This window comes from Arenibacter hampyeongensis (genome assembly GCF_002909255.1).
Lineage (GTDB): Bacteria > Bacteroidota > Bacteroidia > Flavobacteriales > Flavobacteriaceae > Arenibacter > Arenibacter hampyeongensis.
Map to the genome: position 1 here is coordinate 37,303 of NZ_PIOB01000011.1, position 25,789 is coordinate 63,091.

General features: G+C 40.4%; 24 protein-coding genes. 14 read left to right on the top strand and 10 right to left on the bottom strand.

Annotated features, from left to right (window positions below; all coding sequences use genetic code 11):
* Window positions 1-20: 20 nt before the first annotated feature.
* The 8 genes from gap to CWD91_RS19700 form a co-directional block, all read right to left on the bottom strand.
* Entirely contained in the window at window positions 21-1,031 is a 1,011-nt protein-coding gene (gap, locus tag CWD91_RS19665; protein ID WP_103442692.1) for a type I glyceraldehyde-3-phosphate dehydrogenase, read from the bottom strand.
* Window positions 1,032-1,100: 69 nt separating this feature from the next.
* Window positions 1,101-1,976 (bottom strand): lipoyl synthase, encoded by an 876-nt coding sequence (lipA, locus tag CWD91_RS19670; protein ID WP_103442693.1) that lies wholly within the window; start codon window positions 1,974-1,976, stop codon window positions 1,101-1,103.
* An 82-nt stretch (window positions 1,977-2,058) separates the two neighbouring features.
* Window positions 2,059-2,625, bottom strand: coding sequence for an RNA polymerase sigma factor (locus CWD91_RS19675; RefSeq protein ID WP_103442694.1), 567 nt, complete (start codon window positions 2,623-2,625; stop codon window positions 2,059-2,061).
* Between the two features lie 30 nt (window positions 2,626-2,655).
* Window positions 2,656-2,859, bottom strand: coding sequence for a membrane or secreted protein (locus tag CWD91_RS19680; RefSeq protein WP_103442695.1), 204 nt, complete (start codon window positions 2,857-2,859; stop codon window positions 2,656-2,658).
* 79 nt (window positions 2,860-2,938) lie between these two features.
* Window positions 2,939-3,697 carry an anti-sigma factor domain-containing protein gene (locus CWD91_RS19685; RefSeq protein ID WP_103442696.1) on the bottom strand — a complete coding sequence of 253 codons (759 nt, stop codon included), beginning with the start codon at window positions 3,695-3,697 and terminating at the stop codon, window positions 2,939-2,941.
* 85 nt (window positions 3,698-3,782) lie between these two features.
* Complete coding sequence (locus CWD91_RS19690; RefSeq protein WP_103442697.1) at window positions 3,783-4,352, bottom strand: RNA polymerase sigma factor; 570 nt, start codon at window positions 4,350-4,352, stop codon at window positions 3,783-3,785.
* A 197-nt stretch (window positions 4,353-4,549) separates the two neighbouring features.
* A complete protein-coding gene (murB, locus tag CWD91_RS19695) occupies window positions 4,550-5,566 on the bottom strand; it encodes a UDP-N-acetylmuramate dehydrogenase (RefSeq protein ID WP_103442698.1) in 1,017 nt (338 codons plus the stop codon).
* Entirely contained in the window at window positions 5,566-6,756 is a 1,191-nt protein-coding gene (locus CWD91_RS19700) for a pyridoxal phosphate-dependent aminotransferase (RefSeq protein WP_103442699.1), read from the bottom strand. Before CWD91_RS19700 ends, murB begins: the two co-directional genes overlap by 1 nt.
* Window positions 6,757-6,906: 150 nt before the next feature.
* Between CWD91_RS19700 and CWD91_RS19705 the strand changes: the two genes are divergently transcribed.
* Entirely contained in the window at window positions 6,907-8,244 is a 1,338-nt protein-coding gene (locus CWD91_RS19705) for an aspartyl protease family protein (RefSeq protein ID WP_239985880.1), read from the top strand.
* 213 nt (window positions 8,245-8,457) lie between these two features.
* Here the strand turns inward: CWD91_RS19705 and CWD91_RS19710 are convergent, their stop codons facing one another.
* Window positions 8,458-8,844, bottom strand: coding sequence for a DUF1573 domain-containing protein (locus CWD91_RS19710; protein ID WP_103442700.1), 387 nt, complete (start codon window positions 8,842-8,844; stop codon window positions 8,458-8,460).
* A gap of 198 nt (window positions 8,845-9,042) precedes the next feature.
* Between CWD91_RS19710 and CWD91_RS19715 the strand changes: the two genes are divergently transcribed.
* From CWD91_RS19715 to CWD91_RS19765, 11 genes are all read left to right on the top strand, one after another.
* Window positions 9,043-11,673 carry a valine--tRNA ligase gene (locus CWD91_RS19715; protein ID WP_103442701.1) on the top strand — a complete coding sequence of 877 codons (2,631 nt, stop codon included), beginning with the start codon at window positions 9,043-9,045 and terminating at the stop codon, window positions 11,671-11,673.
* A gap of 193 nt (window positions 11,674-11,866) precedes the next feature.
* Entirely contained in the window at window positions 11,867-12,883 is a 1,017-nt protein-coding gene (locus CWD91_RS19720) for a Gfo/Idh/MocA family oxidoreductase (protein ID WP_103442702.1), read from the top strand.
* Between the two features lie 208 nt (window positions 12,884-13,091).
* Window positions 13,092-13,853, top strand: coding sequence for a CDP-alcohol phosphatidyltransferase family protein (locus CWD91_RS19725; RefSeq protein WP_103442703.1), 762 nt, complete (start codon window positions 13,092-13,094; stop codon window positions 13,851-13,853).
* 187 nt (window positions 13,854-14,040) lie between these two features.
* Window positions 14,041-15,108: a substrate-binding domain-containing protein gene (locus tag CWD91_RS19730; RefSeq protein WP_103442704.1), complete on the top strand. Its 1,068-nt coding sequence runs from the start codon at window positions 14,041-14,043 to the stop codon at window positions 15,106-15,108.
* Window positions 15,109-15,117: 9 nt separating this feature from the next.
* On the top strand, window positions 15,118-16,203 hold the full coding sequence (locus tag CWD91_RS19735; RefSeq protein WP_103442705.1) for a DUF6807 domain-containing protein: 1,086 nt from the start codon (window positions 15,118-15,120) through the stop codon (window positions 16,201-16,203).
* A gap of 56 nt (window positions 16,204-16,259) precedes the next feature.
* Window positions 16,260-17,612, top strand: coding sequence for a Gfo/Idh/MocA family protein (locus tag CWD91_RS19740; protein WP_103442706.1), 1,353 nt, complete (start codon window positions 16,260-16,262; stop codon window positions 17,610-17,612).
* 9 nt (window positions 17,613-17,621) lie between these two features.
* Entirely contained in the window at window positions 17,622-18,620 is a 999-nt protein-coding gene (locus CWD91_RS19745) for a Gfo/Idh/MocA family protein (protein WP_103442707.1), read from the top strand.
* On the top strand, window positions 18,617-19,441 hold the full coding sequence (locus CWD91_RS19750) for a 3-keto-disaccharide hydrolase (RefSeq protein WP_157943849.1): 825 nt from the start codon (window positions 18,617-18,619) through the stop codon (window positions 19,439-19,441). Before CWD91_RS19745 ends, CWD91_RS19750 begins: the two co-directional genes overlap by 4 nt.
* Window positions 19,442-19,515: 74 nt before the next feature.
* Complete coding sequence (locus tag CWD91_RS19755) at window positions 19,516-20,709, top strand: N-acetylglucosamine-6-phosphate deacetylase (RefSeq protein WP_192877702.1); 1,194 nt, start codon at window positions 19,516-19,518, stop codon at window positions 20,707-20,709.
* A gap of 72 nt (window positions 20,710-20,781) precedes the next feature.
* Window positions 20,782-22,023 carry an Nramp family divalent metal transporter gene (locus CWD91_RS19760; protein WP_103442710.1) on the top strand — a complete coding sequence of 414 codons (1,242 nt, stop codon included), beginning with the start codon at window positions 20,782-20,784 and terminating at the stop codon, window positions 22,021-22,023.
* 9 nt (window positions 22,024-22,032) lie between these two features.
* Entirely contained in the window at window positions 22,033-22,794 is a 762-nt protein-coding gene (locus CWD91_RS19765; protein ID WP_103442711.1) for a glucosamine-6-phosphate deaminase, read from the top strand.
* A 66-nt stretch (window positions 22,795-22,860) separates the two neighbouring features.
* Here CWD91_RS19765 and CWD91_RS19770 read toward each other — a convergent pair whose 3' ends face one another.
* Entirely contained in the window at window positions 22,861-23,205 is a 345-nt protein-coding gene (locus tag CWD91_RS19770; protein ID WP_103442712.1) for a HopJ type III effector protein, read from the bottom strand.
* 187 nt (window positions 23,206-23,392) lie between these two features.
* Between CWD91_RS19770 and CWD91_RS19775 the strand changes: the two genes are divergently transcribed.
* Both CWD91_RS19775 and CWD91_RS19780 read left to right on the top strand, forming a co-directional pair.
* Window positions 23,393-23,986: a hypothetical protein gene (locus CWD91_RS19775; protein WP_103442713.1), complete on the top strand. Its 594-nt coding sequence runs from the start codon at window positions 23,393-23,395 to the stop codon at window positions 23,984-23,986.
* Between the two features lie 225 nt (window positions 23,987-24,211).
* A complete protein-coding gene (locus CWD91_RS19780; RefSeq protein WP_103442714.1) occupies window positions 24,212-25,783 on the top strand; it encodes an SDR family NAD(P)-dependent oxidoreductase in 1,572 nt (523 codons plus the stop codon).
* Window positions 25,784-25,789: the final 6 nt, after the last annotated feature.

Consider the following 25,789-nt stretch of genomic DNA (forward strand, 5'->3'; position numbering starts at 1 on the left):
TATATGTAAGTATAAATGTCTCAAACGTATTGTTTACGTATTATAAAGTTAATTAAATCTACAATTCTACTACTATACCCGGTTTCGTTGTCGTACCATCCAATGATTTTAACCATTTTGCCGATAACCGAGGTCATCAGAGAATCAAACGTACAAGAGTAATAAGTATTGTTTATATCGATAGAAACTATGGGATCTTTTGTGTAATATAGAATGTTTTTAAGTTCCTTTTGCGAAATATTAAAAAAAGCATTATTAATTTCCTCTATTGAGGTTTGTCTTTTAACATTAAAAGTAATGTCGGTTAAGGAGCAATTGGGCACAGGTACGCGTATTCCACAGCCTCCAATAACATCGGATAACTCTGGGAATATTCTTGTTAAAGCCTTGGCGGCTCCGGTGGTCGTAGGTACTATTGATTGTGAGGCAGCCCTAGCCCTTCTTAGGTCTTTATGTGGCTGGTCGTGCAGACTTTGGTCCGTGGTATAGGAATGTATAGTGGTGATGTAGGCCTGTTCTATACCACACAAGTCCTGAATTACCTTGATCATAGGTGCCGCATTGTTCGTGGTACAGGAGGCATTGGAAATAATGTCATCCGTTTGATCTATGGTTTCATGGTTTATTCCGTATACCACCATTTTTATATCATCTTCCGTTGGTGGTACGCAAAGAATAACTTTATTTGCCCCGTTTTTCAAGTGCTGGGTTAAGGTGGATCGGTCCTTGAACCTCCCAGTTGCTTCAACAACAATATCCACTTCATAGTTGGACCAAGGAATATCATTTGGAGAATTGTGGTTTAACAAGCTTACCTTATTATCCCCGACAATAATTTGATTGTCATTATGGGAGACTTCTTTCTGAAATACTCCGTGTATACTATCATACTTTAATAAATGTGACAATGTACGTGCATCCGCCAAATCATTTATGGCCACCACCCTTAAATGGGGTTGATCGCTAAGAAGTCTAAATAGGGTACGACCAATTCTGCCGAAGCCGTTTATACCAATGTTAATCCGTTTCATATAAAGTGGTAAGCCATTTTATCCGTATAAATACGGAATTATATTTTAGATGTTGGGGGTAGGAATAACCTACTTGATGTGCTTGTGCGCTTTGTATGAAGAACGGACCAAAGCTCCACTTTCTACATGTCTAAAACCAAGTTGAAGCCCTATTTCCTCATACTTTTTAAATTGGTCAGGTAAAATAAATTCCTTCACCGGTAAATGTTTTTTTGACGGCTGCAAATACTGTCCAATGGTAACCACGTCAACATTCGCCGCTCTAAGGTCTTCCATGGTTTGGATTACCTCTTCCTCCCTTTCGCCAAGTCCCAACATTATTCCGGACTTGGTACGGTTGGCACCATTTTCTTTTAAGTAGGCAAGGACGCCCAAACTCCTTTCGTATTTCGCCTGTATTCGAACTTCCCTAGTTAATCTTTTTACCGTTTCCATGTTGTGGGATATTACTTCTGGCCCAACAGCAAGTATGCGATCTAAATGGGTTGTGATACCTTGAAAATCGGGAATCAAGGTCTCCAATGTAGTGGTGGGATTCATTCTCCGAATGGCCTTAACCGTTTCGGCCCATATTATAGAGCCCATATCCTTGAGGTCGTCCCGATCCACAGAAGTGATAACAGCGTGTTTAATATCCATAATTTTTATGGATCTGGCCACTTTTTCCGGTTCTTCCCAGTCCACATCTTCTGGCCTTCCCGTTTTTACACCGCAAAATCCGCAGGAGCGGGTACAGACGTTTCCTAGAATCATAAATGTGGCGGTACCTTCTCCCCAACATTCGCCCATATTGGGACAACTGCCCGAAGTACAGATGGTGTGAAGGTTATATTTATCCACCAATCCCCTTAATTGGGTGTATTTTTTACCTGTCGGAAGTTTAACCCTTAACCATTTGGGTTTGCCTTTTGGAGGAATCACACTTTCTGTAGTTTCAATACTCATACTATGATTTTATGCAAATATACGAAATGGGATATAGTTAAAATGCCAATTTGGGGCAAAGTATAGTGATCCAAAAAACCGCCTATTGTTTGTTTTTAATAATTTCCGCTAGAAGCCTTTTGGCCCGTAATAATTTCACTTTTACATTATTGACGGGTTCCCCCAATTTTTCAGCTATTTCTGCATAAGGGAGCTCTTGGAAATATCTAAGATTTATTACTTCTTGGTAATGTGGCTTTAATCTTTTAATGTATTCCAACAGAGCGGCCAAGTTTTGTTCTGTAATTAAACTATCCTCAGGGGAAGGGCCTTCATCCAAAACCTTCTTTATAGCTTCGTTGCTGTTTTCCTGGTTGCCATGTATGACGTTTCTTTTGCTCTTCCGAATTAAATCGATGTGCAAATTTTTGGAAATGGTTATCAACCACGTTTTAAATTGGTAGGAATCGTCGAAGGTGTGAATCTTGTCAAAAGCTTTGGAAAATGTCTGGATTGTTATATCCTCTGCATCATTCTCATTTTTGGTCCGGATCAATTGAAACCCGTATACGTCGTTCCAAAAGCTATTTAATAATGCGCTAAAGGCAATCTGATTGCCCATTTTGGCTTTTTCAATAAGTTGGGGAAGTGGTTCTTCGGTTTTGTCCAAGATAAGGTTTTATATAATGTGCAATAAAGGCTATTGTGTTATGGAATCTTTTCTGCAGTCCTGTTCGGTAGGAAGTTTGCCGCAATAGCCACATGCTTCACCTTCCTTGTTTAAAAATGGACTTTGACTGGCGCATGTTCCTGCAAATTTGCCATCTTTTTTAGACCATATTTTTATTGCTATACCTGCAAAAGCAAGTGCAAGTAGCCCTATAGTTAAAAGTAAAAATTTCATATCCCTGCATTATTTAATGCAAAGATATGAAATTTATAACCTTCCCAAGAAGGATTGGGATTACTTTAAATCTTGGTTCCTAATAGGAGATATTGGCCACTATATTTTCTATTGTAGGACTGGAATTACCTCCTTTTTGTTCTATGGTAATATATCCAACAGCATTCTCTCCATAGGGTAGGGCCATTAATTTTTCACTGTTGCTCGCTTCCTGTATTACTCCCAGGTTAAGCATTTGGCCATTGACCTCTGCCCACATTTGGTAGCACTGGTTTTCCGGTAGGTTGGGCAATTTACTCACATTAATATAGGATAGTTTTTTTACAGGATTAACATAGGCCACGGCCTTAAGTTCTTTGGCCTTGTTGTTGCCCTGCACCGTCAGTCGCTTTGTTCTAGGATTGTTAAGAACTATGAATTGATTTCTAACATCCTCCAACTGCAAACGCATATTTTCCTCCAAGTTTTGAATCTTATTGTTCACAATAACATTTTCCTCTTGTAAACTTTGGTTCTGGTTCCAAAAGAAATAGGACGCTCCCGCAAATAATAGGGCAGCAAAACTGGCCGCTATAGCGTACTTAAAGAATTTTGATCTGATGGAATTCTCCGCTTTGACCCTATTTTGAATCCTTTCTTTTAGGCCTGCCGGAGTCTTAATGGCGTGTAACTTGGCAAATATTTCAAGGTTTTCCTGTAGTTCAATGTAGGTATTCCTTACTTCAGGATACATGGCGATGTATCTTTCTACCTGCAATGCTTCCTCCTGATTGGTTGTTCCCAAGAGATATTTCTCAAGGAGGTCTGTTTCTAAAAATATTTTAATTTTCTCTTTCATGGCTTTTGTTTTTGTAGCACCACTGGGTTGGATATGCTTTTAGGTCAGCTGAATTGTTGGGCCTTTGTATAATCAACGTTGTGCTTTAATTCATAAATAAACTTAGTAAAAGTGCGAGCACCATGCTTGAACCATATATTTTCTTTAATTCCCTTAGACCTATTTTTAATCTAGATTTAATAGTGCCTAGTGGTATGTCCAATTCATCGCTTGCCTCCTGTTGGGTCATTCCTTGAAAAAATAAGGCGTCCAATACAATTTGATATTTTGAATCTATTTTATCCAAATTATCCTGAACGTCCATCAACTCGGGAATTATTCCTTCAGTTCCTAGTTTATATACGTCGGAAACGTCCATTTGGATTTCTTTGTCGGATTTGTTGTTTGCACTTCGTAATTTGTCTATGGCCGTATTGCGGGTAATCCTAAAAAGCCAAGTAAATAATTTTGCTTTGGTAGGGTCGTAGGAATCAGATTTCTTCCATATTTTAACAAAACTTTCCTGTACCACGTCTTGGGCCAAATCTTCATCGCGCACCACTTTGTAAGCAACACCGTATAAGGTATCCCCATAGTGTTCATATAGGAGTGAAATGGCCTTGTCATTTCGCTCTTGAAGGAGCTCAACAATATGATTTTCAAGTAATATGCTCATATAATAAGTGTGTTCTCAAAAAAAAGATTCTTGGTAATCATCCAATAACGTAATTCTTCTCGTATATACACAAACGCTAAATTATAAAATTGATTGTTATACTTAGCGTTTTATTGGATAAATGGACAGCTGGTAACTGTTCATTTAATTTTTGGTTAGTTTGGTTTGGTATAGCCCCTGTCATTATGTGTCAGGGGCTATTTTATGATATTGACCTCTGGGGTAATTCCGATTCCAAACCTTTTCATTACGCTTTCTATAATTTTTTCCGCAAGATCGATTATCTCCTGGCCTGTTGCATGGCCGTAATTTACCAATACCAGCGCCTGATTCTTATGAACGCCGGCATCCCCGAATCGCTTTCCTTTAAATCCACATTGCTCAATCAACCAACCTGCCGGTATCTTATATTCCTTTTCGGACACCTTATAAAAAGGGGCTTCAGGGTATGTCTTGGTAAATTTATCGAATTCTCGCTTGCTTACTACTGGATTTTTGAAGAAACTTCCGCTGTTCCCCAATTCTTTGGGGTCTGGCAACTTGCTTTTTCTTATGGCTATAACCGCGTTGGAGACGTCCTTAATACTTGGGTTGGTGATGCCCTTATTTTGTAATTCTGAAACAATGGCCCCATAACCTACATGTAGAATATGATTTCTTTTGGATAATTTAAGATTGACCGAAGTTATTATAAATTTTCCAAGCCCTTCATTTTTAAAATAAGAATCCCGATATCCGAACTGGCAATCTTCCTTGGTAAAGGTCTTAATTTGTTGGTTGGCTATTTCCATTGCCTCGCAACTTACAAAGGTATCCTTGAGTTCAACCCCATAGGCACCTATGTTTTGAATTGGCGCGGTACCGGTGTTTCCTGGAATTAGGGATAAATTCTCCAGGCCTCCATAATTTTGATCCAGGGTCCATAACACCATTTGATGCCAATTTTCACCGGCATTGACTTTAATACATACCTCGTCCGCATTTTCCCATAATATATCAATACCTTTCATATTAATATACACCACCAGGTCTTCCAAATCCCTTGTGATCAACATATTGCTTCCACCCCCAAGGACAAAAAAATTGGGATAATCCTTAAGCGACAGAACTTTATTAAGCCCCTCGATCGAGTTTATTTCACAAAAGAATTTTGCCTTTGCCTCTATACCAAAAGTATTGTACTTCTTAAGGGATATGTCTCGTTGTACTTCCATTAATTGGCATACACCTTTAAGGCTTCCTTTAGAATGTGAACTGCTCTTTTAAGCTCCTCTTTTTCCAAAACATAGGCAATTCTGATCTGGTTTGTGCCCAAACCATCAGTGGCATAGAAACCTGCAGCTGGCGCTACCATTACGGTCTCCCCATCCAAATTGAAATCTTCCAATAGCCATTTTGCAAATGTATCGGCATTTTCAATTGGCAATTCTACTATACAATAAAAGGCACCCTGCGGTTTGGCAACTACCGCGCCCTCAATTTTGTTCAGTTCAGTGATAAGGATATTTCTACGCTCCTCATACTCCTTTTTTACGTCATCAAAATAACTCTGTGGGGTATCCAAGGCAGCTTCACTTGCAATCTGCGCATAGGTAGGTGGCGATAGGCGTGCCTGTCCAAATTTTAGGGCAGTCTGTATTACCTCCTTGTTTTTAGAGACCAAGTATCCAATTCTGGCGCCGCACATGCTATATCTTTTGGAAACCGAGTCAACTATAATGGCATGTTCTGCCAAACTACCTTCCTGTAATATGGAATAATGCTCCCTATTGTCATAGGTAAATTCACGGTACACCTCATCGGCGACCAAGAATAGGTTATGCTTTTTTACAATATCGGCAAGTTTTTTTATTTCTTCCTTGCTGTATAAATATCCAGTAGGATTGCCTGGATTACAAATTAGGATAGCTTTTGTTCTAGGTGTAATCAATTTTTCAAATTCCTCAATGGGAGGTAATGCAAAATTATCCTCGATATGTGACACGATCGGGACTACCTTAATTCCGGTTTCATTTGCGAATCCGTTATAATTGGCATAAAAGGGTTCCGGGATAATAATTTCATCACCAGTATCCGCTATAGTGCCCATTGAAAAGAAAAGTGCTTCAGATCCTCCGGTGGTAACTATAATATCGTCGGCCGCTACATGTATGTGGTTCTTGGCGTAATATCCAGCAATTTTTTGCCTATAGGTTTCAGCTCCTTCGGTTCGGCTATAGGCCAATACCTCAAGGGTATTGTTCTTAACGGCATCCAAGGCAATTTTAGGGGTCTTTATATCGGGCTGACCAATATTTAGGTGAATTATTTTGATTCCTCTTTTTATCGCAGCTTCAGCAAAAGGCACTAATTTTCTAATGGGAGATTCCGGCATTGCTGCGCCTCTCCGAGAAATTGATGGCATATGAGTTGTAATTTTAAGCAAAAATGGGAAATCAATATGGACAAAACAATAAAACAGCCTTATTTGATTCCATATTAATATGTTAAATCATTCTGCAGCATAATTTATTGTTTGTAAATTTAAGGGAATAGGTTACTGAAATATGGAAAAATGATGGATTTTTTAAGACATATGGTTTTCCTTATTTGGTGTTGTCCAGTTTTATTGTTTTCCCAAAATTACGAATTGCCTGTAGGTGAAAAGTATCAAAAGGTAAAGTTTAAACTGATCAACAATCTCATTATTCTACCTGTAGAGGTGAATGGGACAAAACTTTCATTTATTTTGGATTCAGGGGTTAACAGGCCCATACTTTTTAATTTATTGGATAAGGATTCCATTCAAATTAACAATGTATCGGAGATTGCCATAAAAGGTCTTGGAGATGGTGAAGCCATTGATGCTTTGAGTTCTAGTGACAACGTCTTTAAAATTGGTAATGCAGTCAATACCGATCAATTGCTATATGTAGTCATGGATAAGGAGTTGAACCTCTCGCCCAGGCTGGGTTTGCCGGTTCACGGAATTATAGGGTATGACCTCTTTAGGGATTTTGTTGTTGAGGTGAATTATACCTCAAAATATCTAAAACTCCATTCCCCTAAATTATTCAAGTCCAAGCAAAAAGCAAGGACCCAAACACTGCCTTTGAACATTGTTCAAAACAAGGCCTATGTTCATGGGACTGTATTTATAAAAAATAAACACAGCATTCCTGTTAAGCTGTTAATAGACTCCGGTAGTTCTGATGCCATTTGGCTTTTTGAAGATGTTGAAAAAGGGCTGGGTGTCCCCAAAAACAATTATGAGGATTTTTTGGGTCAGGGACTCAGTGGCAGCATTTTTGGAAAGAGGACAAAAATAGAAGGTATTAGTTTGGGTAATTTTCAACTTAAGGATGCGAAGGCGGCATTTCCTGATTTGCAGTATTTTAACTCCATAACTTCCTTTGGAGATCGAAATGGCAGTTTGGGCGGAGAGGTCTTAAAAAGATTTACCTTAGTGTTCAATTATGGAGACCGTACGCTTAGTTTGCGTAAAAATGCTCTCTTTGATCACCCATTCGATTTTAATTTGAGTGGGATTGATCTTCAACATAATGGCGTGCGTTATATTTCAGAAAGCTTAGCCGATGATAGGGGCGTAGTAATAAAGGATGATGGGAAATCTTTTGGGAATGTGCAGCTTCTCTTTGAGAATAGAACCAGACTTAGTGTGGTCCCGGAGATTATAGTATCCGGAATACGTGCCGGAAGTCCAGGTCATGAAGCGGGTTTGCAGGAAGGGGATATTATTCTCGCGGTCAATGGGAAAAAGGTTCACAATTACAAACTCCAACAAATCTTGCATTTGCTCAATGAGAAGGAAGGTAAAAGGGTGAAGGTCTTAATAGAGCGTTACCAAAAGGACATGTTGCTTACCTATGTCCTTAAAGACGTTTTTAAATAAAGTGTATTAAACACCAAGGCGGGCCACGGTCACTTTCGGGAACCGATTTCAGGGTCGGGGTATTAAACAGGAATCCCGGCCAAAAAGGCGGGATTCGTAAGACTATCGACTTTCAATGTGCCTAAGGCTTTTAAAAGACGGATCTCACGAATAAAAAAAGCTTGTTAAATACTTAATAAAGTACTAACAAGCTTATTGTTTTTAAGGAAGAATTTATTTGCCTTCGGCAGGCAATACTTTTCCTTTTATTTTTAAGACTTTCGTAGGAGTGTCAGCATTGGAAATAACAGTAATTGCCTTTGCAATGGGACCTACTCTGTTTGTGTCATATTTTACTTGTATCTCACCTGTTTTGCCTGGTAAAATTGGAGCATCCGGTTTTTTCGGAATGGTACATCCACAGCTAGAGCTAACTTTACTTATAACTAGTGGAGCATCGCCGGTATTTGTAAATTCAAATACCCTAACACCATCGCTTCCTTTAGCGATATCACCATAATCAACGGTTTCTGCTTTGAATTTAATTTTCGCTACATTTTCTTGAGCGGTTAGGCCAAAACCTAAGAGACCAATAAATAGAACTAGTACTATTTTTTTCATTATTTTTAGTTTTTGGTGAATTTCAAAAGTAAATGTTTTTAATGAACCTCCAAAATTCTTTTGTTATGTAATAACGTTACTTATTTTTGTTTCGTATTTCTATTTGGACTAAAACCTTAGAATTACTTCATGTTTAACATTAAATTTGCACTCAATTAGTAATCGCCCGTTATGGGTTAGCAAAAACTGTTCCAAATAATGGAAATTCCTTCAAAATATGAGCCTCAGAAGATAGAGGGCCAATGGTACGACTATTGGATAAAGCATAATTATTTTCATTCCACCCCAGATAATAGGGAGCCCTATACCATAGTTATACCCCCACCAAATGTCACCGGAGTACTGCATATGGGGCATATGATGAACAATACATTGCAGGATGTATTGATCCGTAGGGCACGTTTAATGGGTAAAAATGCCTGTTGGGTGCCAGGAACCGATCACGCTTCCATTGCTACGGAGGCCAAAGTGGTCGCCAAATTAAAAGAACAGGGAATAGATAAAAAAGATATCTCCCGAGAAGAGTTTCTGAAGCATGCCTGGGATTGGACCCATGAATATGGTGGAGTGATTTTGGAACAATTAAAGAAATTGGGCTGTTCCTGCGATTGGGACCGCACCAAGTTTACCATGGATGACAATATGTCCGCTTCGGTTATCAAGGTCTTTGTGGACCTGTTCAATAAAGGATTGATATATAGGGGCTACCGTATGGTAAATTGGGATCCAGAGGCGAAAACTACCTTGTCCGATGAAGAAGTAATTTATGAGGAAAGACAAGGTCTACTTTACTATTTAGCTTATAAAATAGAAGGTTCTGACGAAACCGTAACCATTGCTACAACTAGACCGGAGACTATTTTAGGGGATACTGCCATCTGTATTAACCCCAATGATGAACGCTATGCCCATTTAAAGGGTAAAAATGCCATCGTACCAATTTGTAACAGGGTAATCCCTATAATTGAGGACGAATACGTTGATGTTGAATTTGGAACTGGTTGCCTTAAAGTGACACCGGCACATGATATTAACGACAAGGCTCTGGGAGAGAAACATAATCTGGAGACCATTGATATCTTTAACGAGGATGCCAGTTTAAATAGTTTTGGACTTCATTACGAAGGTCAGGACCGTTTTGTGGTAAGGAAATCCATTTCAAAGGAATTGGAAGAAAAGGGTTTTTTGGTAAAGACCGAGCAGCATCTTAATAAAATTGGTACTTCGGAAAGAACCAAAGCGGTCATAGAGCCAAGATTATCCGACCAATGGTTTTTAAGTATGGAACAATTGGCCAAACCTGCTATCAAGGCAGTTTTGGAGGATGACGATATTAAATTGTTTCCTAAAAAATTCGAAAATACCTATCGCCATTGGATGGAAAACATCCGCGATTGGAATATTTCCAGACAATTATGGTGGGGACAACAAATTCCGGCCTATTATTTTGGGGACGGACAGGACGATTTTGTTGTGGCAGAGACCAAGGAAGCAGCTTTGGATTTGGCTAAGAAAAAATCCGGAAATCCGGACTTGACCTTGGATGGGCTTAAGCAAGATGTTGATGCTTTGGATACCTGGTTTTCTTCTTGGATCTGGCCAATAAGTGTTTTTAACGGGATTTTGGAACCCAATAATAAAGAAATAGAGTACTACTATCCCACCAACGATTTGGTGACTGGTCCGGATATCCTATTCTTTTGGGTGGCAAGAATGATTATTTCCGGATATGAATATCGACAGGAAAAACCGTTTGAAAACGTTTATCTTACTGGATTGGTACGTGATAAGCAAAGACGTAAAATGTCAAAGTCGCTCGGTAATTCACCTGATGCCCTTAAATTAATTGAGGATTACGGTGCAGATGGAGTTCGTGTTGGTCTATTATTAAGCTCTGCGGCGGGTAATGATTTAATGTTCGATGAGGCATTGTGTCAACAAGGAAAAAACTTTGCCAATAAAATATGGAATGGCTTCCGTTTGGTTAAAGGATGGGAGGTTGCCGATCTGCCACAGCCAGAGGCTTCCAAGTTGGGAATTGATTGGTATACGGCAAAATTTAACAAGACCCTTGCCGAAATTGAAGATCATTTTAGCAAATACCGTATCTCTGATGCATTAATGGCCATTTATAAATTGGTTTGGGATGATTATAGTTCCTGGTTATTGGAAATTATAAAACCCGCCTACCAACAGCCTATAGATAAAACTACGTTTGATGCGGTAATCCATATTTTTGAAGAAAACTTAAAATTATTGCACCCTTTCATGCCCTTCCTAACCGAGGAAGTTTGGCAGCATATTGCAGAACGAACTCCCGAGCAGGCATTGGTTATCGCTAAATGGCCAAGCGTGCAGGCTATAAACGAGGAGCTGATCGAAGGTTTTGATTTTGCTGCCGAGGTAATTGCCGGAGTTAGGACCATTCGCAAGGAAAAGAATATTCCCATGAAGGAAATGCTTCAGCTGGCGGTTTTGAATGATGGGGACATTTCGCAAGATTGGGATGTTGTCATTGCCAAGTTGACCAATTTATCGGCAATTGAGTATGTGGACAATGCGGTGGAGGGCGCCTTGACGTTTAGGGTGAAGTCCAATGAATATTTTGTTCCCATGATCGGGGCGATTGACATTGAGGCTGAAATTAAAAAGTTGGAAGAAGAATTGGAATATACCAAGGGCTTTTTGATTTCGGTAAGAAAGAAACTTTCCAATGAGCGATTTGTGAGCAATGCACCTGCCCAGGTTATAGCCCTGGAAAGGCAAAAGGAAGCCGATGCCCTTGCAAAAATGGATACTTTGGAGAAAAGTTTGGCCAGTTTGGAGTAGCTGTTTGCAATCCTTATCATTAAGGGGCTCTCAGTTTAAATGGATTACCTCAGGGCAAGCCCATGAGGCATCGGGTGGAAACTACTGATAAAATTTCGACGCCCGCCTGAACGATACGGGCGGGCAAGTGTCGTAGCATTCCAATCTCACTTAGTGAGTAAAATACACATGACTTAATTAAAGCATCCAGTTAATGGCGAAGAAGATAATAAAAACAGGTATCCTTTCTTTTGGAATGTCGGGTAAATTATTTCATGCCCCATTTTTAGATGAGCATCCTGGGTTTCACTTAATGGCAGTTGTTGAGAGAAGTAAAAAGCTGGCCAACAAGAGTTATCCCGATATTAAAAGTTACGATACCGTTGACCAGCTCATCGCGGATAATGATATCGAGCTGGTCGTGGTCAATACGCCCAATTTTACGCATTTCGAATTTGCACTGAAGGCACTAAAGGCCAAAAAACACGTTTTGGTAGAAAAGCCATTTTGTGTTACCAGCTCAGAGGCCAAAGAACTTTTTGCAGAAGCAAAAAAGGTTGGTCGTTGCATTCTGCCCTATCAGAATAGAAGGTATGATAGCGATTTTCTATCCGTCAAAAGTGTATTGGAGGCCGGTAAGCTTGGCTCTTTGGTAGAAGCCCATATGCGGTACGATCGGTACCGCCATCATATAGGTCCTAAAATAGCCAAGGAAACCCCAGTGCCCGGAAGCGGCCTAATGTATGATCTTGGTCCCCATTTATTGGACGCTGCAATAGCACTTTTTGGATATCCGTTGGAGTGGCGAAAGCATACGGGGCAATTTAGGCCCAAGACCCAAGTCGATGATTATGCGCATATACATTTGTTGTATCCCAAGGGGATACAGGTGTTTATAACCATGAGCATGTTGGTGGTGCAGCCACAGGCCTCATTTGTTCTTAATGGCACCAAGGGTACCTTTGTTAAGCCGAGAACGGATATTCAAGAGCAGCAATTGTTGGCGGGAATGAATCCAGTGGACCCGTTGTTCGGAATCGAGGAAGCCGATAAGTTTGGTGTACTCACTACCATTACAGCCAATGGCGAAAAACAAGTCGAAAAAATTGAATCTGCTAAATCGTCCTATATTAATTTATTTGAAGATGTCTATAAGTCCCTTGCGGAAGGAATTCCATATCCTATTACCGAAAATGATATTTTACTGCAATTGGCGATTTTGGAAGGGTAAATAGGATTTAGTCGCTTTTGGGGTTGTTACCAAATTTATTAAAAGCCTGTCCAATTCTAGGGAATTCCGGAAGGATTATATCTTTGTTTTTTATTGATGCAAATATTTCCTTCTTATTTAATCGTATATTTAATAACGATTAAATAGTGTGCTGTTTTAAAATTTAGGTAGCTAAGTCATTAAAAATGCTCCATTAAAAAAGCTAGAAATGTCTAAATTACCGGAAGACCATAAATTTTTAGACCTTTCGGATTATGGGAGGCCAATAGCTAGGCTTATTGCGAACGCACTTAAGACAACTGCCGTTACCCCTATTCATGTTACCTTGGGATTCCTCATCTGCGGGGTTATAGCTGTTGAGTGTATGTATCATGGTTATAATTGGTACGCCGCCATGTTTTTTATTTTAAAATCTATTTTGGATGCTGCTGATGGCGAGTTGGCAAGAATAAAGGATACACCCTCCTATACCGGTCGTTATTTTGATTCCGTTTCCGATATTGTATTGAATATCCTCATATTTTTGGTGCTCTGGCGTATTACCAATACTGATTTTGGTTTAACGCTTCTTGCTTTTTTAGGCCTTCAGTTACAGGGGACGCTGTATAACTACTATTATGTAATTTTGCGAAATAGGTTTCAGGGCGATGTGACTAGTCGAATCTTTGAATCTGGGACTCCCGTGGCAATGGTAGGGGAACAACAACGAAATGTGAACATCCTTTTTTGGTGGTATAAAATGTTTTATGGGAGCTTTGACCTTATTATCTATAAGCTCGATGCCAAGGCCGCTAACGGAAGACGCCTGCCTAATTGGCTTATGACTGCAGTGTCTACCTTTGGACTTGGGTTTCAACTATTGACAATAAGCGTTATGCTTGTTTTGGGATGGGTAGATTATATAGTTCCTTTTTTTATTATTTACTCCATATTTATTTTCTTGTTTATCGCCATTAGGAGGTCGCTGTAGATTAGGCTGAAATCATATTTATCTTTTTCCCTCAAAGTGTGTGCTTACACATTTGTGTGTTTTTACTACTTAATATACGCTAATTGTTATAAGAAATACCTTGTATGTCCTAATTATTTTTATATTTGTGTACCTACACACTTTTGTAAATTATTAAATATCATGTATTTGTAAGGATTGATTCCCAATGGTTAAAAATAAGAAAACCACTATTCAGGATTTGGCGGACTATGCCAATGTTTCCATTGGAACCATTGATAGAGTTTTGCACAATAGGGGCAAGGTCTCCATCGCCAAAAGAAAAAAAGTGGAAGAAGCCATTGAGAAGTTGAATTTTAATCCCAATCTATTGGCAAGGACCTTGGCTTTGGGAAAGCAGTTCACAATTTGCACTCTTTTTCCGGAAGCAACCACTTCCCAAAGTTATTGGGCGCTACCAAGAGTTGGAGTGGATCAGGCCATTGAAGTGCATAGGGATTTTGGATTGGAGCTAGATTCATATGAGTACAGTTTGTTTGACGAATCCAGTTTTATTAATAATGCCGATATCATTTTAGGGAAGAATCCCAGTGGAGTAATCTTGGCTCCTCTTTTTGAAAAGGAAAGTTTATGGTTCATGAAAAGATTGGATGAAAGGAATATTCCCTATGTCTTTATTGATGCCAATATTCCCAACAAGAAAAACCTGAGTTATATTGGGCCGGACTTAAAAGGTAGTGGATATATAGCAGGTAAATTATTGAACTCAATTTTGGGCCCTTCAGACGATATTCTTATTGTAAACATGGTAAAGGGCCTTGAGAATAGTTCCCACACCGGAATTGTGGAAAGGGGATTTAGGGAATTCTTTAAAACCACCTCAACATTGGCAAATAGGAAAATTAATTCCATTACCATACCTTCTACCCTCGAGACAGAGGTTAGCAGGGAACTAACTAAATACTATATTAAAAATCCAGGTACCAAAGGGGTGTTTGTCAGTAATTCCAGGGCCCATCTGATTTCTAGGTATCACGAACTGCACGAACTGGATATAAAGGTGGTGGGGTTTGATATTGTTCCCGGAAATGTGGCAGAGTTGAAGAATGGAAATATCGATTATATTATTTCTCAAAGACCCGTATTTCAAGGAGTAATGGCGGTGAGGACTTTGTTTGATTTTTTTGTTTATAAAAAATCGCCTCCCGCTGTGCAGTATGTGCCCTTGGATATAATTATAAAGGAAAACGTAGACTACTATATTAATTTTCAATAATTGTAAGAAATGAAAAAGAGATTTAAATTAAGAATACCGGTTTGCATTCTTTTGCTCCTAATTCTGAGTTCTTGTGGAAATGGCAAAACAAATAAGAATAAGGAGGAGCCTGAGCAGGAAGCTGAAAAGCCGGCAATACGGGTAGACAATAAAGTGTCTGAACAAAAAGTGGATGTCTACTTCGGGGATGAATTGTTTACTTCCTACATCTACCCGGACAATATTATGAAGCCATGTTTGTGGCCCATTGTGACACCGGAAGGCACGGAAATTACACGTAAATATCCATTGAAAACTGTGGCCGGAGAGCGTGCAGATCACCCACACCATATTGGGATGTGGATGAATTATGGGGATGTAAATGGAATTGACTATTGGGGGCATTCAGAGGCAACCCCTGAAGACAGGAAGGCATTTAGTGGCGTAATTAGACATCAAGAGGTAGTTGAAGCCAAGGCCGATGATGCACAGGGAACTATTCGGGTCAAAACCAATTGGGAAGCCGGGGGACGTACTCAAATTACAGAAAACATTGTATTTCATTTTATGGATAAGGGCAAGGTCAGGATCATTGATTGGATAAGTACTTTAACGGCCCAAGAGGATATTTTATTCAAGGATACTAAGGAAGGTATGTTTGCCATTAGGGTGAGTCGTGAACTGGAATTGCCATCCGATGATCCACTAACGCTAACGGATGCACACGGAAATCCTGAAACGATCAAAGTAATTAATAATGATGCGGTTTCTGGAGATTATCTAAGCAGCGAAGGAATTGTAGGTGGAGATGTTTGGGGTACCCGTGCCAAATGGATGAAACTTTATGGAAAATACAAGGACGAAAAGGTGGCAGTGGTGATTCTTGACCATAAAAAGAACCCTGGTTATCCGGCTTATTGGCACGCTAGGGGCTATGGCCTTTTTGCAATAAATCCATTAGGGCAGAATGTATTTTCGGACGGTAAGGAATCAATGAATCTGAGCTTAAAAAAGGGAGATTCGGTTCGTTTCGCCTTTCGTACCCTAATCTGTTCCGGGGAAGTCTCCGACCAAGAGATCAATAGCCTTGGGGAGGATTTTTCGAAGCTTTACTAGCTGTTTTTAGCAGCATAGTAAATTAACAAAACAATTAACGTTCAAACTTGAATAAAATGGAATCAAATTCAAACTCAAGAAGAAGTTTTATTAAAAAAACTGCCGCCAGTTCGGCTTTAATTGCGGCTACGGGGATGCTCCCACAATTTAGTGCCAAAAGCTATGCCCGGATTCTCGGTGCCAACGATCGGATCAATGTTTCCATGATGGGGGTAAATAGTAGGGGAAAGGCCTTGGCCCAAAATTTTGCGAGTCAAAAGAACAGTGAGGTCATCCATATTTGTGATGTGGATAGTAGGGCAATAGCGAATTGTCTGTCTGTCGTAAAAGAGCGTCAAGGCAGGGTACCAAAATCTTATACCGATTTCCGAAAGTCTTTGGAAAGCAAGGATGTGGATGCATTGGTAATAGCCGCACCGGATCATTGGCATGCTCCGGCATCCCTACTGGCCATGGAAGCTGGAAAACACGTATACGTGGAAAAACCATGTGGTCACAACCCGAATGAAGGAGAGATTTTGGTGCAGGCCGCAAAAAAATACGGAAAGGTAATACAGATGGGAAACCAGCGCCGCTCGTGGCCCAATGTAGTTGAAGGTATAAAAGCCTTACAGTCTGGTGCCATTGGACGGGTGTATTTTGGTAAGGGGTGGTATACCAACAACCGGCAATCTATTGGGATAGGGAAGGAAGTTGAGGTTCCCAAGTGGTTGGATTGGGACCTATGGCAAGGTCCAGCACCCAGAAAAAATTACAAGGACAATATTGTTCACTATAATTGGCACTGGTTATGGCATTGGGGTACTGGGGAAGCCCTTAATAATGGCACCCATATGATCGATTTACTACGATGGGGCATGCAGGTAGACTATCCCATCAAGGTGAGCTCCAACGGTGGCAGGTATAGATATCAGGACGATTGGGAGGCTCCGGACACACAAGTAATCAATTTGGATTTTGCCGACGGAATGTCCATGTCCTGGGAAGGAAGGAGCTGCAATGGAAAGCCTATCGAGGGGAGTGCTGTTGGTGTCATGTTCTATGGGGAAAGCGGTAGTATGTTAATACCAAGTGGTAATAGTTATTCAATCTTCGATCTGGAGGGTGAACTTGTAAAGGAGGTGAAAAACACTCAAGAAATAGACCCTAGGAATAAATCCAATCCGGCCGAACTTCTGGACGCTTTACATATCCAGAATATGTTCGATGCCATTGTAAATGATACAGCCCTAAATGCAGACATAGACTCTGGACATAAAAGCACCTTGTTGGTGCAGCTGGGGAATATTGCCCAACGTACCGGCAGGTCGTTGAACATAAATCCTCAGAATGGACATATCTTGGAGGATAATGATGCTCAAAAATTATGGAGCCGTTCTTATGAAAAAGGATGGGAAATGAAATTATAATATAAAAATATGGCAAATAGAAGATCGTTTTTGGAAAAGCTAGGCAAAGGGGCCGCCTTTTCAACATTGGCACTGTCCTTACCTTCACCCTTATTTTCTCAACTGAAATCAAGGAAAAAGTCGGTAATGAAAACCAAGATTATAGGTATCATAGGTGCTGAAAACTCCCACAGCAGAGGTTTTGGGAAAATGTTCAATCTGGATAAGAAGTTTCCAGGTTGGGAGGTTAAATACATTTGGGGCGAAAAGGAAGAGTTTGCCCAACTTGCCAAAGATGAAGGAGGTATACCCATTATTGTAAAAGACCCGGTGGAAATGATGGGCAAGATCGATGCACTGATCGTAGATCATAGGCATGGCGATCTTCACTTAGATGCTGCACTACCGTTCGTTCAAGCCGGGATACCCACCTTTATCGATAAGCCATTTTGCTATAGCAGCCAGGCGGCAAAAATATTTCTAGAGATGGCAAGAACGGTTGGGACTCCGGTTACCTCCTACAGTTCCATAGCCCATAGTTACGGCACAGAAGATATGAGAGAGCAATTGGCGAAAATGAAAGATATAAATCAGGTAACCTGTTATGGTAAGGCCGATATAAATTCCATTTATGGTGGCTTTTTCTTTTATGGGGTGCATATGGTAGAACCCCTTATCTATATGTTTGATGAAAAAATTGTTTCCGCTAGGTTCAATAAAAATGATAAAGAAAATTTAAACAGTAGTGCTAGCTTGGTATTTGAAAATGGTAGGATGGCGACTTTGGTAATAACCAGTAAAAAGTACGGCTGGCAGACCTTTGTTGAGACAGATGAAGGGGTGGTGGAATTGAAATCCAAAAAGGAAAAGGTGGATCCGGATCGAAATTATGTGGATATGGTGACCATGTTCAGTACAGGAAAGGAACCCAGGAGCCATGAAAACATCATTCATGGTATTGCGGTCCTGGAAGCGCTTCAAAAATCAATAATTTCCGGTAATTGGGAATCCGTTGTATCATGGTCATGAAGTATTACAAGAAGTCGCATCCATGGTATTGGGCAATTTCATTCATTGTCGTTTTGGTATTTATTGGTTGCAAACTCAAGGAGGAAAGGAGGGTGGAAGAAGTAAAACTTGTAGAGGAAGTGAATAATAGCCTGACCCATTTGGAGAAGGAGCAAGGCTGGGAATTGCTTTTTGATGGGGTTTCGTTCACGGGATGGCGAGGTTTGGGCAGAAAAAATGTTCAAAACGAACTGTGGAAAATTGAGGATGGCAGCATACGAAAACTGAATAGCGGAGAGGTACCATCCATGCCAGATGGCCAACCCATAGAGGGTGGTGATTTAATGACCATAGATACTTTTGATAATTATGAATTGTATTTTGAATGGAAAATATTGAAAGCGGGCAATACAGGCTTGAAGTACAATGTATCCGAAGAAATCTCGCAAAAATACGGTTCAGAATATTCCGCTCTAGGATTTGAATACCAGCTACTGGATGATTCAGATACCCTTTATGCGGGCAAACTAAAACCTTCCCAATATACTGGGAGTCTTTATGATATGATTGCAGCCGAAAATGCAACTGTCAGGCCAATTGGGATGTTTAATTCAAGTCGCATACTAATCAATGGTGAACAAGTGGAGCATTGGCTAAACGGTAAAAAGGTAGTGACTTATGAATTTGGGTCCCAACATTTGGATTCGCTGTTTAAAAAGAGCAAATATGTGGATATTCCAGGGTTTTTGGAAAAGAGAAATGGCCATATAGTTCTGCAGAACCATAAGGACGATGCCTGGTTTAGGAATATTAAGATTCGTAAAATTAAAATGGATGATTAGTTTTTATTTATTTGATTCTGTTCAGCTAATTGTAAAATCAACAAATTGTTATGATATTTAAATGTACATCAATTTTGGCACTATTCTTTTTTTGTAATATGGCAGCAGCACAATCCAATGATACTGACGGGATAGAGGGTGTTTTGTATTCCGATGAGGGATGGGTCTCCCTTTCCACCACAAACGGAAAAATTTCGGGAATTAACCGCCTTGACCAAGAATCCCACAAATCCAAAATGTATATTGCCCCAGGTTTGATAGATGTCCAGATCAACGGATTTATGGGCGTCGATTTTTCGGGTCCCGATCTTACGGTTGAAGGGATTCGGAAAGCTACAAAGGCTCTGTGGAAAGCTGGTGTAACCACATATTTCCCAACCATCATTACTAGCGATTTCAATAGATTAAAAAAGAATTTTGCTATTCTTGCCCAGGCACAAAAAGATCCGGAAATAGGAGGTTCAATCCCCGGTTTTCATTTGGAAGGACCATACATATCGCCACTTCCAGGCTTTAGGGGAGCCCATTTGGAGAAGTATATTAAAAATCCGGATTGGGAAGAATTTCAGGAGTTGCAACGGGCGGCCAATAACGGCATAAAGTTGATAACCCTTGCTCCTGAGTTGATCGGTGCCATTCCCTTTATCCGCAATTGTGTGGCCAATGGCATAACAGTGGCACTAGGGCATCACAATGGTAGTGCAGAAGATATAGAACGGGCCATAGATGCCGGGGCAAAAATGGCTACCCACTTGGGTAACGGCTGTGCCAACGAAATCAATAGACACCATAATCCACTTTGGCCACAGTTGGCCGATGATCGGATTACGCCCAGCATTATTGCAGACGGATATCATTTGACCAAGGAGGAAGTCCGAAGTTTTTACAAGGTAAAAGGGCCGGATAAAACCATTTTGGTGTCGGATGCCTTGGATTTGGCAGGCTTGCCACCGGGAGAATATACCCGTGGGGAACGAACTTTATTGCTTACCCCCAACGTGGTTAAATTGCCCAAGGAAAATGTTCTGGCTGGGGCGGCATCACCTATTAGCGCCTGTGTGGGCGTAATTATGGACTATACCCAATGCACTCTTAAAGATGCCATACAAATGGCAAGTACCAATCCCGCAAAAATGTTCTTATTAAATGACCTAGGGGAAATAGGACAAGGAAAAAAGGCGGACCTTATTCTTTTTAAATTGGAAAATAATGAGGTGGTTATACATAAAACATTTGTGTCCGGCCAATTGGTATATTCTAAAGACTAGTTTTGGCTTCTTCAGAATCCAATAGGGAAAGACAAAGTTTAATATTGAAAATTAATAAGGGTTAAGAAGGGTATGGGCAATAAATCAATAATCAAAAAAATACTATTGGGAATAAGCGCGGTAGGCCCGGGGCTTTTTCTTATCGGCTATAATATTGGGACAGGTAGTGTTACCACAATGGCCAAGACCGGTGCGGAATACGGTATGAGCCTTTTTTGGGCATTGGTACTATCCTGTATTTTTACCTATGTTTTAATGGTGGCATATGGTAAAGTGACTTTAGTTACTGGAAGGACTGCCTTGTTTAATTTTAAACAGGAATTTAAATGGGGCTGGGTACTTTCGCTCTATATTATACTTGTGCTCATTATCGGAGAATTATTGGCACTTATGGGGGTAATGGGAATAGTGGCCGATTTGGTACAGGAAGGGGTGCGCCTGGCATATAATGGAGTAGTGGTCCAACGGGTTTGGATCATCTTGTTTTTTGTGGTAATTCTAACATTCTTTTTATGGTTTGGCAGATATAGGATTTTTGAAAAAGTATTGACGGTTTTGGTTATTTTGATGGGACTGTCCTTTATGGTGGTTTTTATTATGGTACGTCCGGATATGGCGGATATCATGTCCGGTATGGTTCCGAGTATTCCGGACACACCAGGAGCCTTGGGTCTAATTGCTGCAATTACCGGAACAACTTGTTCGGCTGCTGTTTTTGTTATGAGAAGCACTGTGGTGGCTGAAAAGGGATGGGGCATAAATGATCTAAAAAAGGAAAAGACAGATGCCTTTGTGTCCGCCTTTATGATGCTTTTATTGAGCGGTGTTATTATGGCCGTTGCGGCCGGAACCCTACATATTTCTGGAATGAAACTGGACAATACAGTAGAAATGATCTCCTTATTTGAACCCTTAGGGGGTAAATTGGCCGCTTTTGTTCTCATTATAGGAATTACCGGAGCCGGACTCTCCACTATCTTTCCAATCGTGTTAATAGCCCCCTGGTTGCTTGCAGATTATAGGGGTACTCCAAGAAACATACATTCCACCACTTCCAGAGTTCTTATCATTGGTGCATTGGTATTTGCTTTTGGGACCGTTTTTTTGGAGGAAAGACCACCTGCCCTTATGGTATTTTCCCAGGCTTTTCAGGCCTGTATTCTGCCAGCGGTAGCTGTACCTATGTTTATATTGATCAACAAACATCAATTGATGGGGAAAAATAAGGCCAGTGTTAGGCTTAATCTTGGCCTAGTGGCCGTAATCTTATTTTCACTGCTTACCACTTGGTTTGCAATTGCAGAATTTATTTAAATACAAACAATGGAAAAATCATTTCAAATCGAAAATTTGGCAGTAGAAATCTATAAGGAGCCGAAGGATATGGGCGCTGCGGCGGCCGATTATGTGACGGGCAAATTACAGGCAGCTATAAGCGAAAAAGGTGCGGCCAACCTCATTTTGGCTACGGGTGCATCACAATTTTCGTTTTTGGAGGCACTGCAGAAAAAGAAAATCGATTGGAAAAAAATAACCGTTTTTCATTTGGATGAATACAAAGGGTTATCCGAAACCCATCCTGCTAGTTTTAGAAAGTATCTCAAAGAGCGCATTTTAAATAGCGTGGTGCCTAAAAAGATATATTTTCTAAATGGGGATGTGGAAGATTTGGAGAGCGAACTAAGGAGTTATGAAGAAGCACTGAAATTCCATCCTATAGACATTGCCTGTATTGGAATTGGAGAAAATGGGCATATTGCCTTTAACGATCCCGCAGTGGCCGATTTTAAGGATCCCAAATTGGTAAAATTGGTGGAGTTGGATGAGGCCTGTAGAAATCAACAACTTGGAGAGGGGTGGTTTCCCTCCTTTGACGATGTGCCTAAAGAGGCCCTTACCCTGACGATTACTGCTATATTGAGTTGTAAAGCCATTAGTTGTGTGGTGCCGGACGAAAGAAAGGCACAGGCCGTTTATAACACGCTGTATGGGGAAATCAGTACTACATGTCCGGCTTCCATACTTAGGACACATAAGGAAACTGTCTTGTTTTTGGATAAGGCCTCTGCCTCCAAGGTCAAGTAATTTGTCTTGGGTGTTTTACCTGGCAAATAGTTAGGTGTATGTCAATTTTCGGCACTTGGTGAATTATCACTTGATACTCAGGGCCTCGTTGTCGAATGCAATACCTTCCCAACCAGTTACCATAAAGTTGCGAATGTTCTGGTGGTCCGTAGCTTTAGGATTCTCCAAAACATCTTTTCTGTAGTAAGAGCCAAAACATGCCAATGTTTCTGTTTTGTTTAGTTTATGATGTTGTGCAAATGAGAATACCTTACAGGAACCGGAATTTTGGCCCGCTTCGTTGATCACTTCCCCATTGGTGAACTTTGAAGGTGAAAAATTATAATAGGTATCTATAATATTTATGGTGTCTCCAAATGCTATTTCCTCAGGAGTCCTTCTAAGCTTGTCTAGAAATTCGTAAACCGTCATTGTTGGGAGGGATTTTAGTTTTAGCTCGTAAATTTATATTATCCCCCAAGAATTAAGGCTATATCATGAAGTTAATTATTCCATATTTTTTATCTTTAGGAAAATGGAATAAATTTAAAATACGGTAGGACATCAATAATCCATATTATCTTTAATAATTTTTTTTCACAACACTAAATCTTGACACATGAAACAACTAATAATAGGTATGTTGCTGTTTTCAGTTTATCCAATAATGTCACAGGAACATAAAAAGGAAGTTCTTCCCAACGATATTCAGATTAAAACCGCTGTTTTGCCAGCTCCTGAGGAAAAGAAGGATGGTGCCAGGGTTTATGGTTATGATAACTATGGGAAATTGGTGCTATTACGTAAGGGAACAAACAATTTGGTCTGCATAGGAGACAATCCCAATAAGGACGGTATTAATGTAGCCTGTTATTCCAAAAAGTTGGAACCGTTTATGGCCCGTGGAAGGGAGCTCTCGGCAAAGGATTTGTCAGGGGAGGAGCGGGAGAAAATTCGTGAAAAGGAAGTGGCCTCGGGTAAATTGAAAATGCCCAAGGAGCCCAGTATGATGTATGTGTATTACGGAAAATCCGAAGACTACAATACTACAACCGGGGAACTTCAAAATGGAAAATTCAGATATGTAATTTACACCCCTTTTGCAACCACCGAATCTACGGGATTACCGGACAAACCACATGCTCCTGGAATGCCATGGTTAATGGATCCCGGCACCCATAGGGCGCATATTATGGTTGGGCCTTTTGATTAAAGTTGTTCTACTTTCAAAACATTTCAGGTTTATGCTCATGTTTTGGGTATATTTTCATTAACGAAGTCCAATAAAACTTCCTAATATTAGCTTGTGTTGGGACAAGACATTTCTTGTTTGAACAGTCTTGAGTTAGTCTTGTTTTTTCGCTAAATGGTTCTGTTTGTGCAATCTAATTTAAACCTTACATTTGCACGGTTTTAATTTTCAGAAAATTTCAGGGAAATGGTTAGTAACAATCTGGTAGATGGGCAGGAGAATGTCTTGGATAAGATTAGTTCGGAAGAGATCGATCAGTGTATATATCTGCTTGGGAAGCTGGTGGAAAACGGACATACGATTTTTGAACTTCCAGAGGAAAAAAGAGTTGCCTTGCTAAAGGCAGCTGGCCAATTATCGAGGCCGGCCAAGAATGAATTTAAGCAACGCAAGAAAGACGCTGCCAAGGCGGCCAAGCGTAAAATGATCGAGCGCGATAAGCATGCGCGTAAGGAAACAGGTATTAGAAGTGCCAGGGAAGCCGCCGTTTTTGTAGCCCCAAAATTACTGACTGCTCCCATTAAGGAGACTTTGGATGAGCTGGAATTGGAATCCCCTCGAAATTGCTATGTATGTAAAGCTGTATATACAAAGCTACATCATTTCTATGATGCCATGTGCCCAGAATGTGGCGATTATAACTATGCAAAACGTTTTCAGTCGGCCGACCTTAGCGGGCAGGTTGCTATAGTTACCGGGTCTAGATTAAAAATAGGCTATCATATTACATTAATCTTGTTAAGGGCCGGTGCAACTGTGGTGGCCACTACAAGGTTTCCTGTGGATTCCGCATTGCGTTTCTCCAAGGAGGAGGATTTTCACGAATGGGGACACAGATTAAAAATACATGGCTTGGATCTAAGACATATACCAAGTGTTGAAATCTTTTGCAATTTTATAGAACAACAATACGACCGATTGGATATTTTGATCAATAACGCTGCCCAAACAGTGAGAAGGCCGGCAGGATTTTACCAGCACCTGATGAAGAATGAGGAGGTTCCTTTACAGGAGTTACCCCCAAGGGCGCAAGAAGTATTGTCCGATCACGATTTTTGTCTACAGGAACTTAATAGCCTTACAAAAGGAACTGCAAGTATCCAAAATAATGCCTTGCCGGTTAATTGGCACGCGCCAGAACCGGGAATTGGTATAAGGGCCTCTGCCAAACTTTCCCAGATTCCCTACAGTTTTGATAGTTCCCTTTCTACCAAGGAAGTTTTTCCCGAAGGAGAATTGGATGCCGACCTGCAGCAGGTTGATTTGCGCAAGACCAATAGCTGGAGATTGAAATTAGGGGAGATAGAGACCCCGGAAATGATAGAAGTACAATTGGTAAACGCCATTGCTCCCTTTGTACTTTGCAACCGCTTGTCTAAACTTATGAGACAAGAAAATACGGGTAAAAAGCATATTATAAACGTTTCTGCCATGGAAGGTAAATTCCATAGGTTTTATAAGGAGGATCGTCATCCCCATACCAATATGGCCAAGGCGGCACTGAATATGATGACACATACTTCCGCATTGGATTTTGCCAAGGACGGGGTATTTATGAATGCTGTGGATACGGGTTGGGTAACGGATGAGGACCCTATAGAATTGTCCAAAAGAAAGGAAGAAATCCATGACTTTCAACCTCCATTGGATATTGTAGATGGAGCCGCTAGGGTGTTGGATCCGTTGATCGACGGTATTAACACTGGTAAACATTGGTGCGGTAAGTTTCTTAAAGATTACCGTCCCATAGACTGGTAATCCGTT

What these genes read in the sequence shown, in the direction of transcription:
- CWD91_RS19760 (WP_103442710.1), top strand. Translation starts at nt 20,782, where the DNA reads ATGGGCAATAAATCAATAATCAAAAAAATACTATTGGGAATAAGCGCG.
- CWD91_RS19715 (WP_103442701.1), top strand. Translation starts at nt 9,043, where the DNA reads ATGGAAATTCCTTCAAAATATGAGCCTCAGAAGATAGAGGGCCAATGG.
- CWD91_RS19725 (WP_103442703.1), top strand. Translation starts at nt 13,092, where the DNA reads ATGTCTAAATTACCGGAAGACCATAAATTTTTAGACCTTTCGGATTAT.
- CWD91_RS19720 (WP_103442702.1), top strand. Translation starts at nt 11,867, where the DNA reads ATGGCGAAGAAGATAATAAAAACAGGTATCCTTTCTTTTGGAATGTCG.
- CWD91_RS19770 (WP_103442712.1), bottom strand. Translation starts at nt 23,205, where the DNA reads ATGACGGTTTACGAATTTCTAGACAAGCTTAGAAGGACTCCTGAGGAA.
- CWD91_RS19680 (WP_103442695.1), bottom strand. Translation starts at nt 2,859, where the DNA reads ATGAAATTTTTACTTTTAACTATAGGGCTACTTGCACTTGCTTTTGCA.
- CWD91_RS19710 (WP_103442700.1), bottom strand. Translation starts at nt 8,844, where the DNA reads ATGAAAAAAATAGTACTAGTTCTATTTATTGGTCTCTTAGGTTTTGGC.
- CWD91_RS19735 (WP_103442705.1), top strand. Translation starts at nt 15,118, where the DNA reads ATGAAAAAGAGATTTAAATTAAGAATACCGGTTTGCATTCTTTTGCTC.
- CWD91_RS19750 (WP_157943849.1), top strand. Translation starts at nt 18,617, where the DNA reads ATGAAGTATTACAAGAAGTCGCATCCATGGTATTGGGCAATTTCATTC.
- CWD91_RS19745 (WP_103442707.1), top strand. Translation starts at nt 17,622, where the DNA reads ATGGCAAATAGAAGATCGTTTTTGGAAAAGCTAGGCAAAGGGGCCGCC.
- CWD91_RS19700 (WP_103442699.1), bottom strand. Translation starts at nt 6,756, where the DNA reads ATGCCATCAATTTCTCGGAGAGGCGCAGCAATGCCGGAATCTCCCATT.
- CWD91_RS19705 (WP_239985880.1), top strand. Translation starts at nt 6,907, where the DNA reads ATGATGGATTTTTTAAGACATATGGTTTTCCTTATTTGGTGTTGTCCA.
- gap (WP_103442692.1), bottom strand. Translation starts at nt 1,031, where the DNA reads ATGAAACGGATTAACATTGGTATAAACGGCTTCGGCAGAATTGGTCGT.
- murB (WP_103442698.1), bottom strand. Translation starts at nt 5,566, where the DNA reads ATGGAAGTACAACGAGACATATCCCTTAAGAAGTACAATACTTTTGGT.
- CWD91_RS19690 (WP_103442697.1), bottom strand. Translation starts at nt 4,352, where the DNA reads ATGAGCATATTACTTGAAAATCATATTGTTGAGCTCCTTCAAGAGCGA.
- CWD91_RS19685 (WP_103442696.1), bottom strand. Translation starts at nt 3,697, where the DNA reads ATGAAAGAGAAAATTAAAATATTTTTAGAAACAGACCTCCTTGAGAAA.
- CWD91_RS19730 (WP_103442704.1), top strand. Translation starts at nt 14,041, where the DNA reads ATGGTTAAAAATAAGAAAACCACTATTCAGGATTTGGCGGACTATGCC.
- lipA (WP_103442693.1), bottom strand. Translation starts at nt 1,976, where the DNA reads ATGAGTATTGAAACTACAGAAAGTGTGATTCCTCCAAAAGGCAAACCC.
- CWD91_RS19740 (WP_103442706.1), top strand. Translation starts at nt 16,260, where the DNA reads ATGGAATCAAATTCAAACTCAAGAAGAAGTTTTATTAAAAAAACTGCC.
- CWD91_RS19775 (WP_103442713.1), top strand. Translation starts at nt 23,393, where the DNA reads ATGAAACAACTAATAATAGGTATGTTGCTGTTTTCAGTTTATCCAATA.
- CWD91_RS19780 (WP_103442714.1), top strand. Translation starts at nt 24,212, where the DNA reads ATGGTTAGTAACAATCTGGTAGATGGGCAGGAGAATGTCTTGGATAAG.
- CWD91_RS19765 (WP_103442711.1), top strand. Translation starts at nt 22,033, where the DNA reads ATGGAAAAATCATTTCAAATCGAAAATTTGGCAGTAGAAATCTATAAG.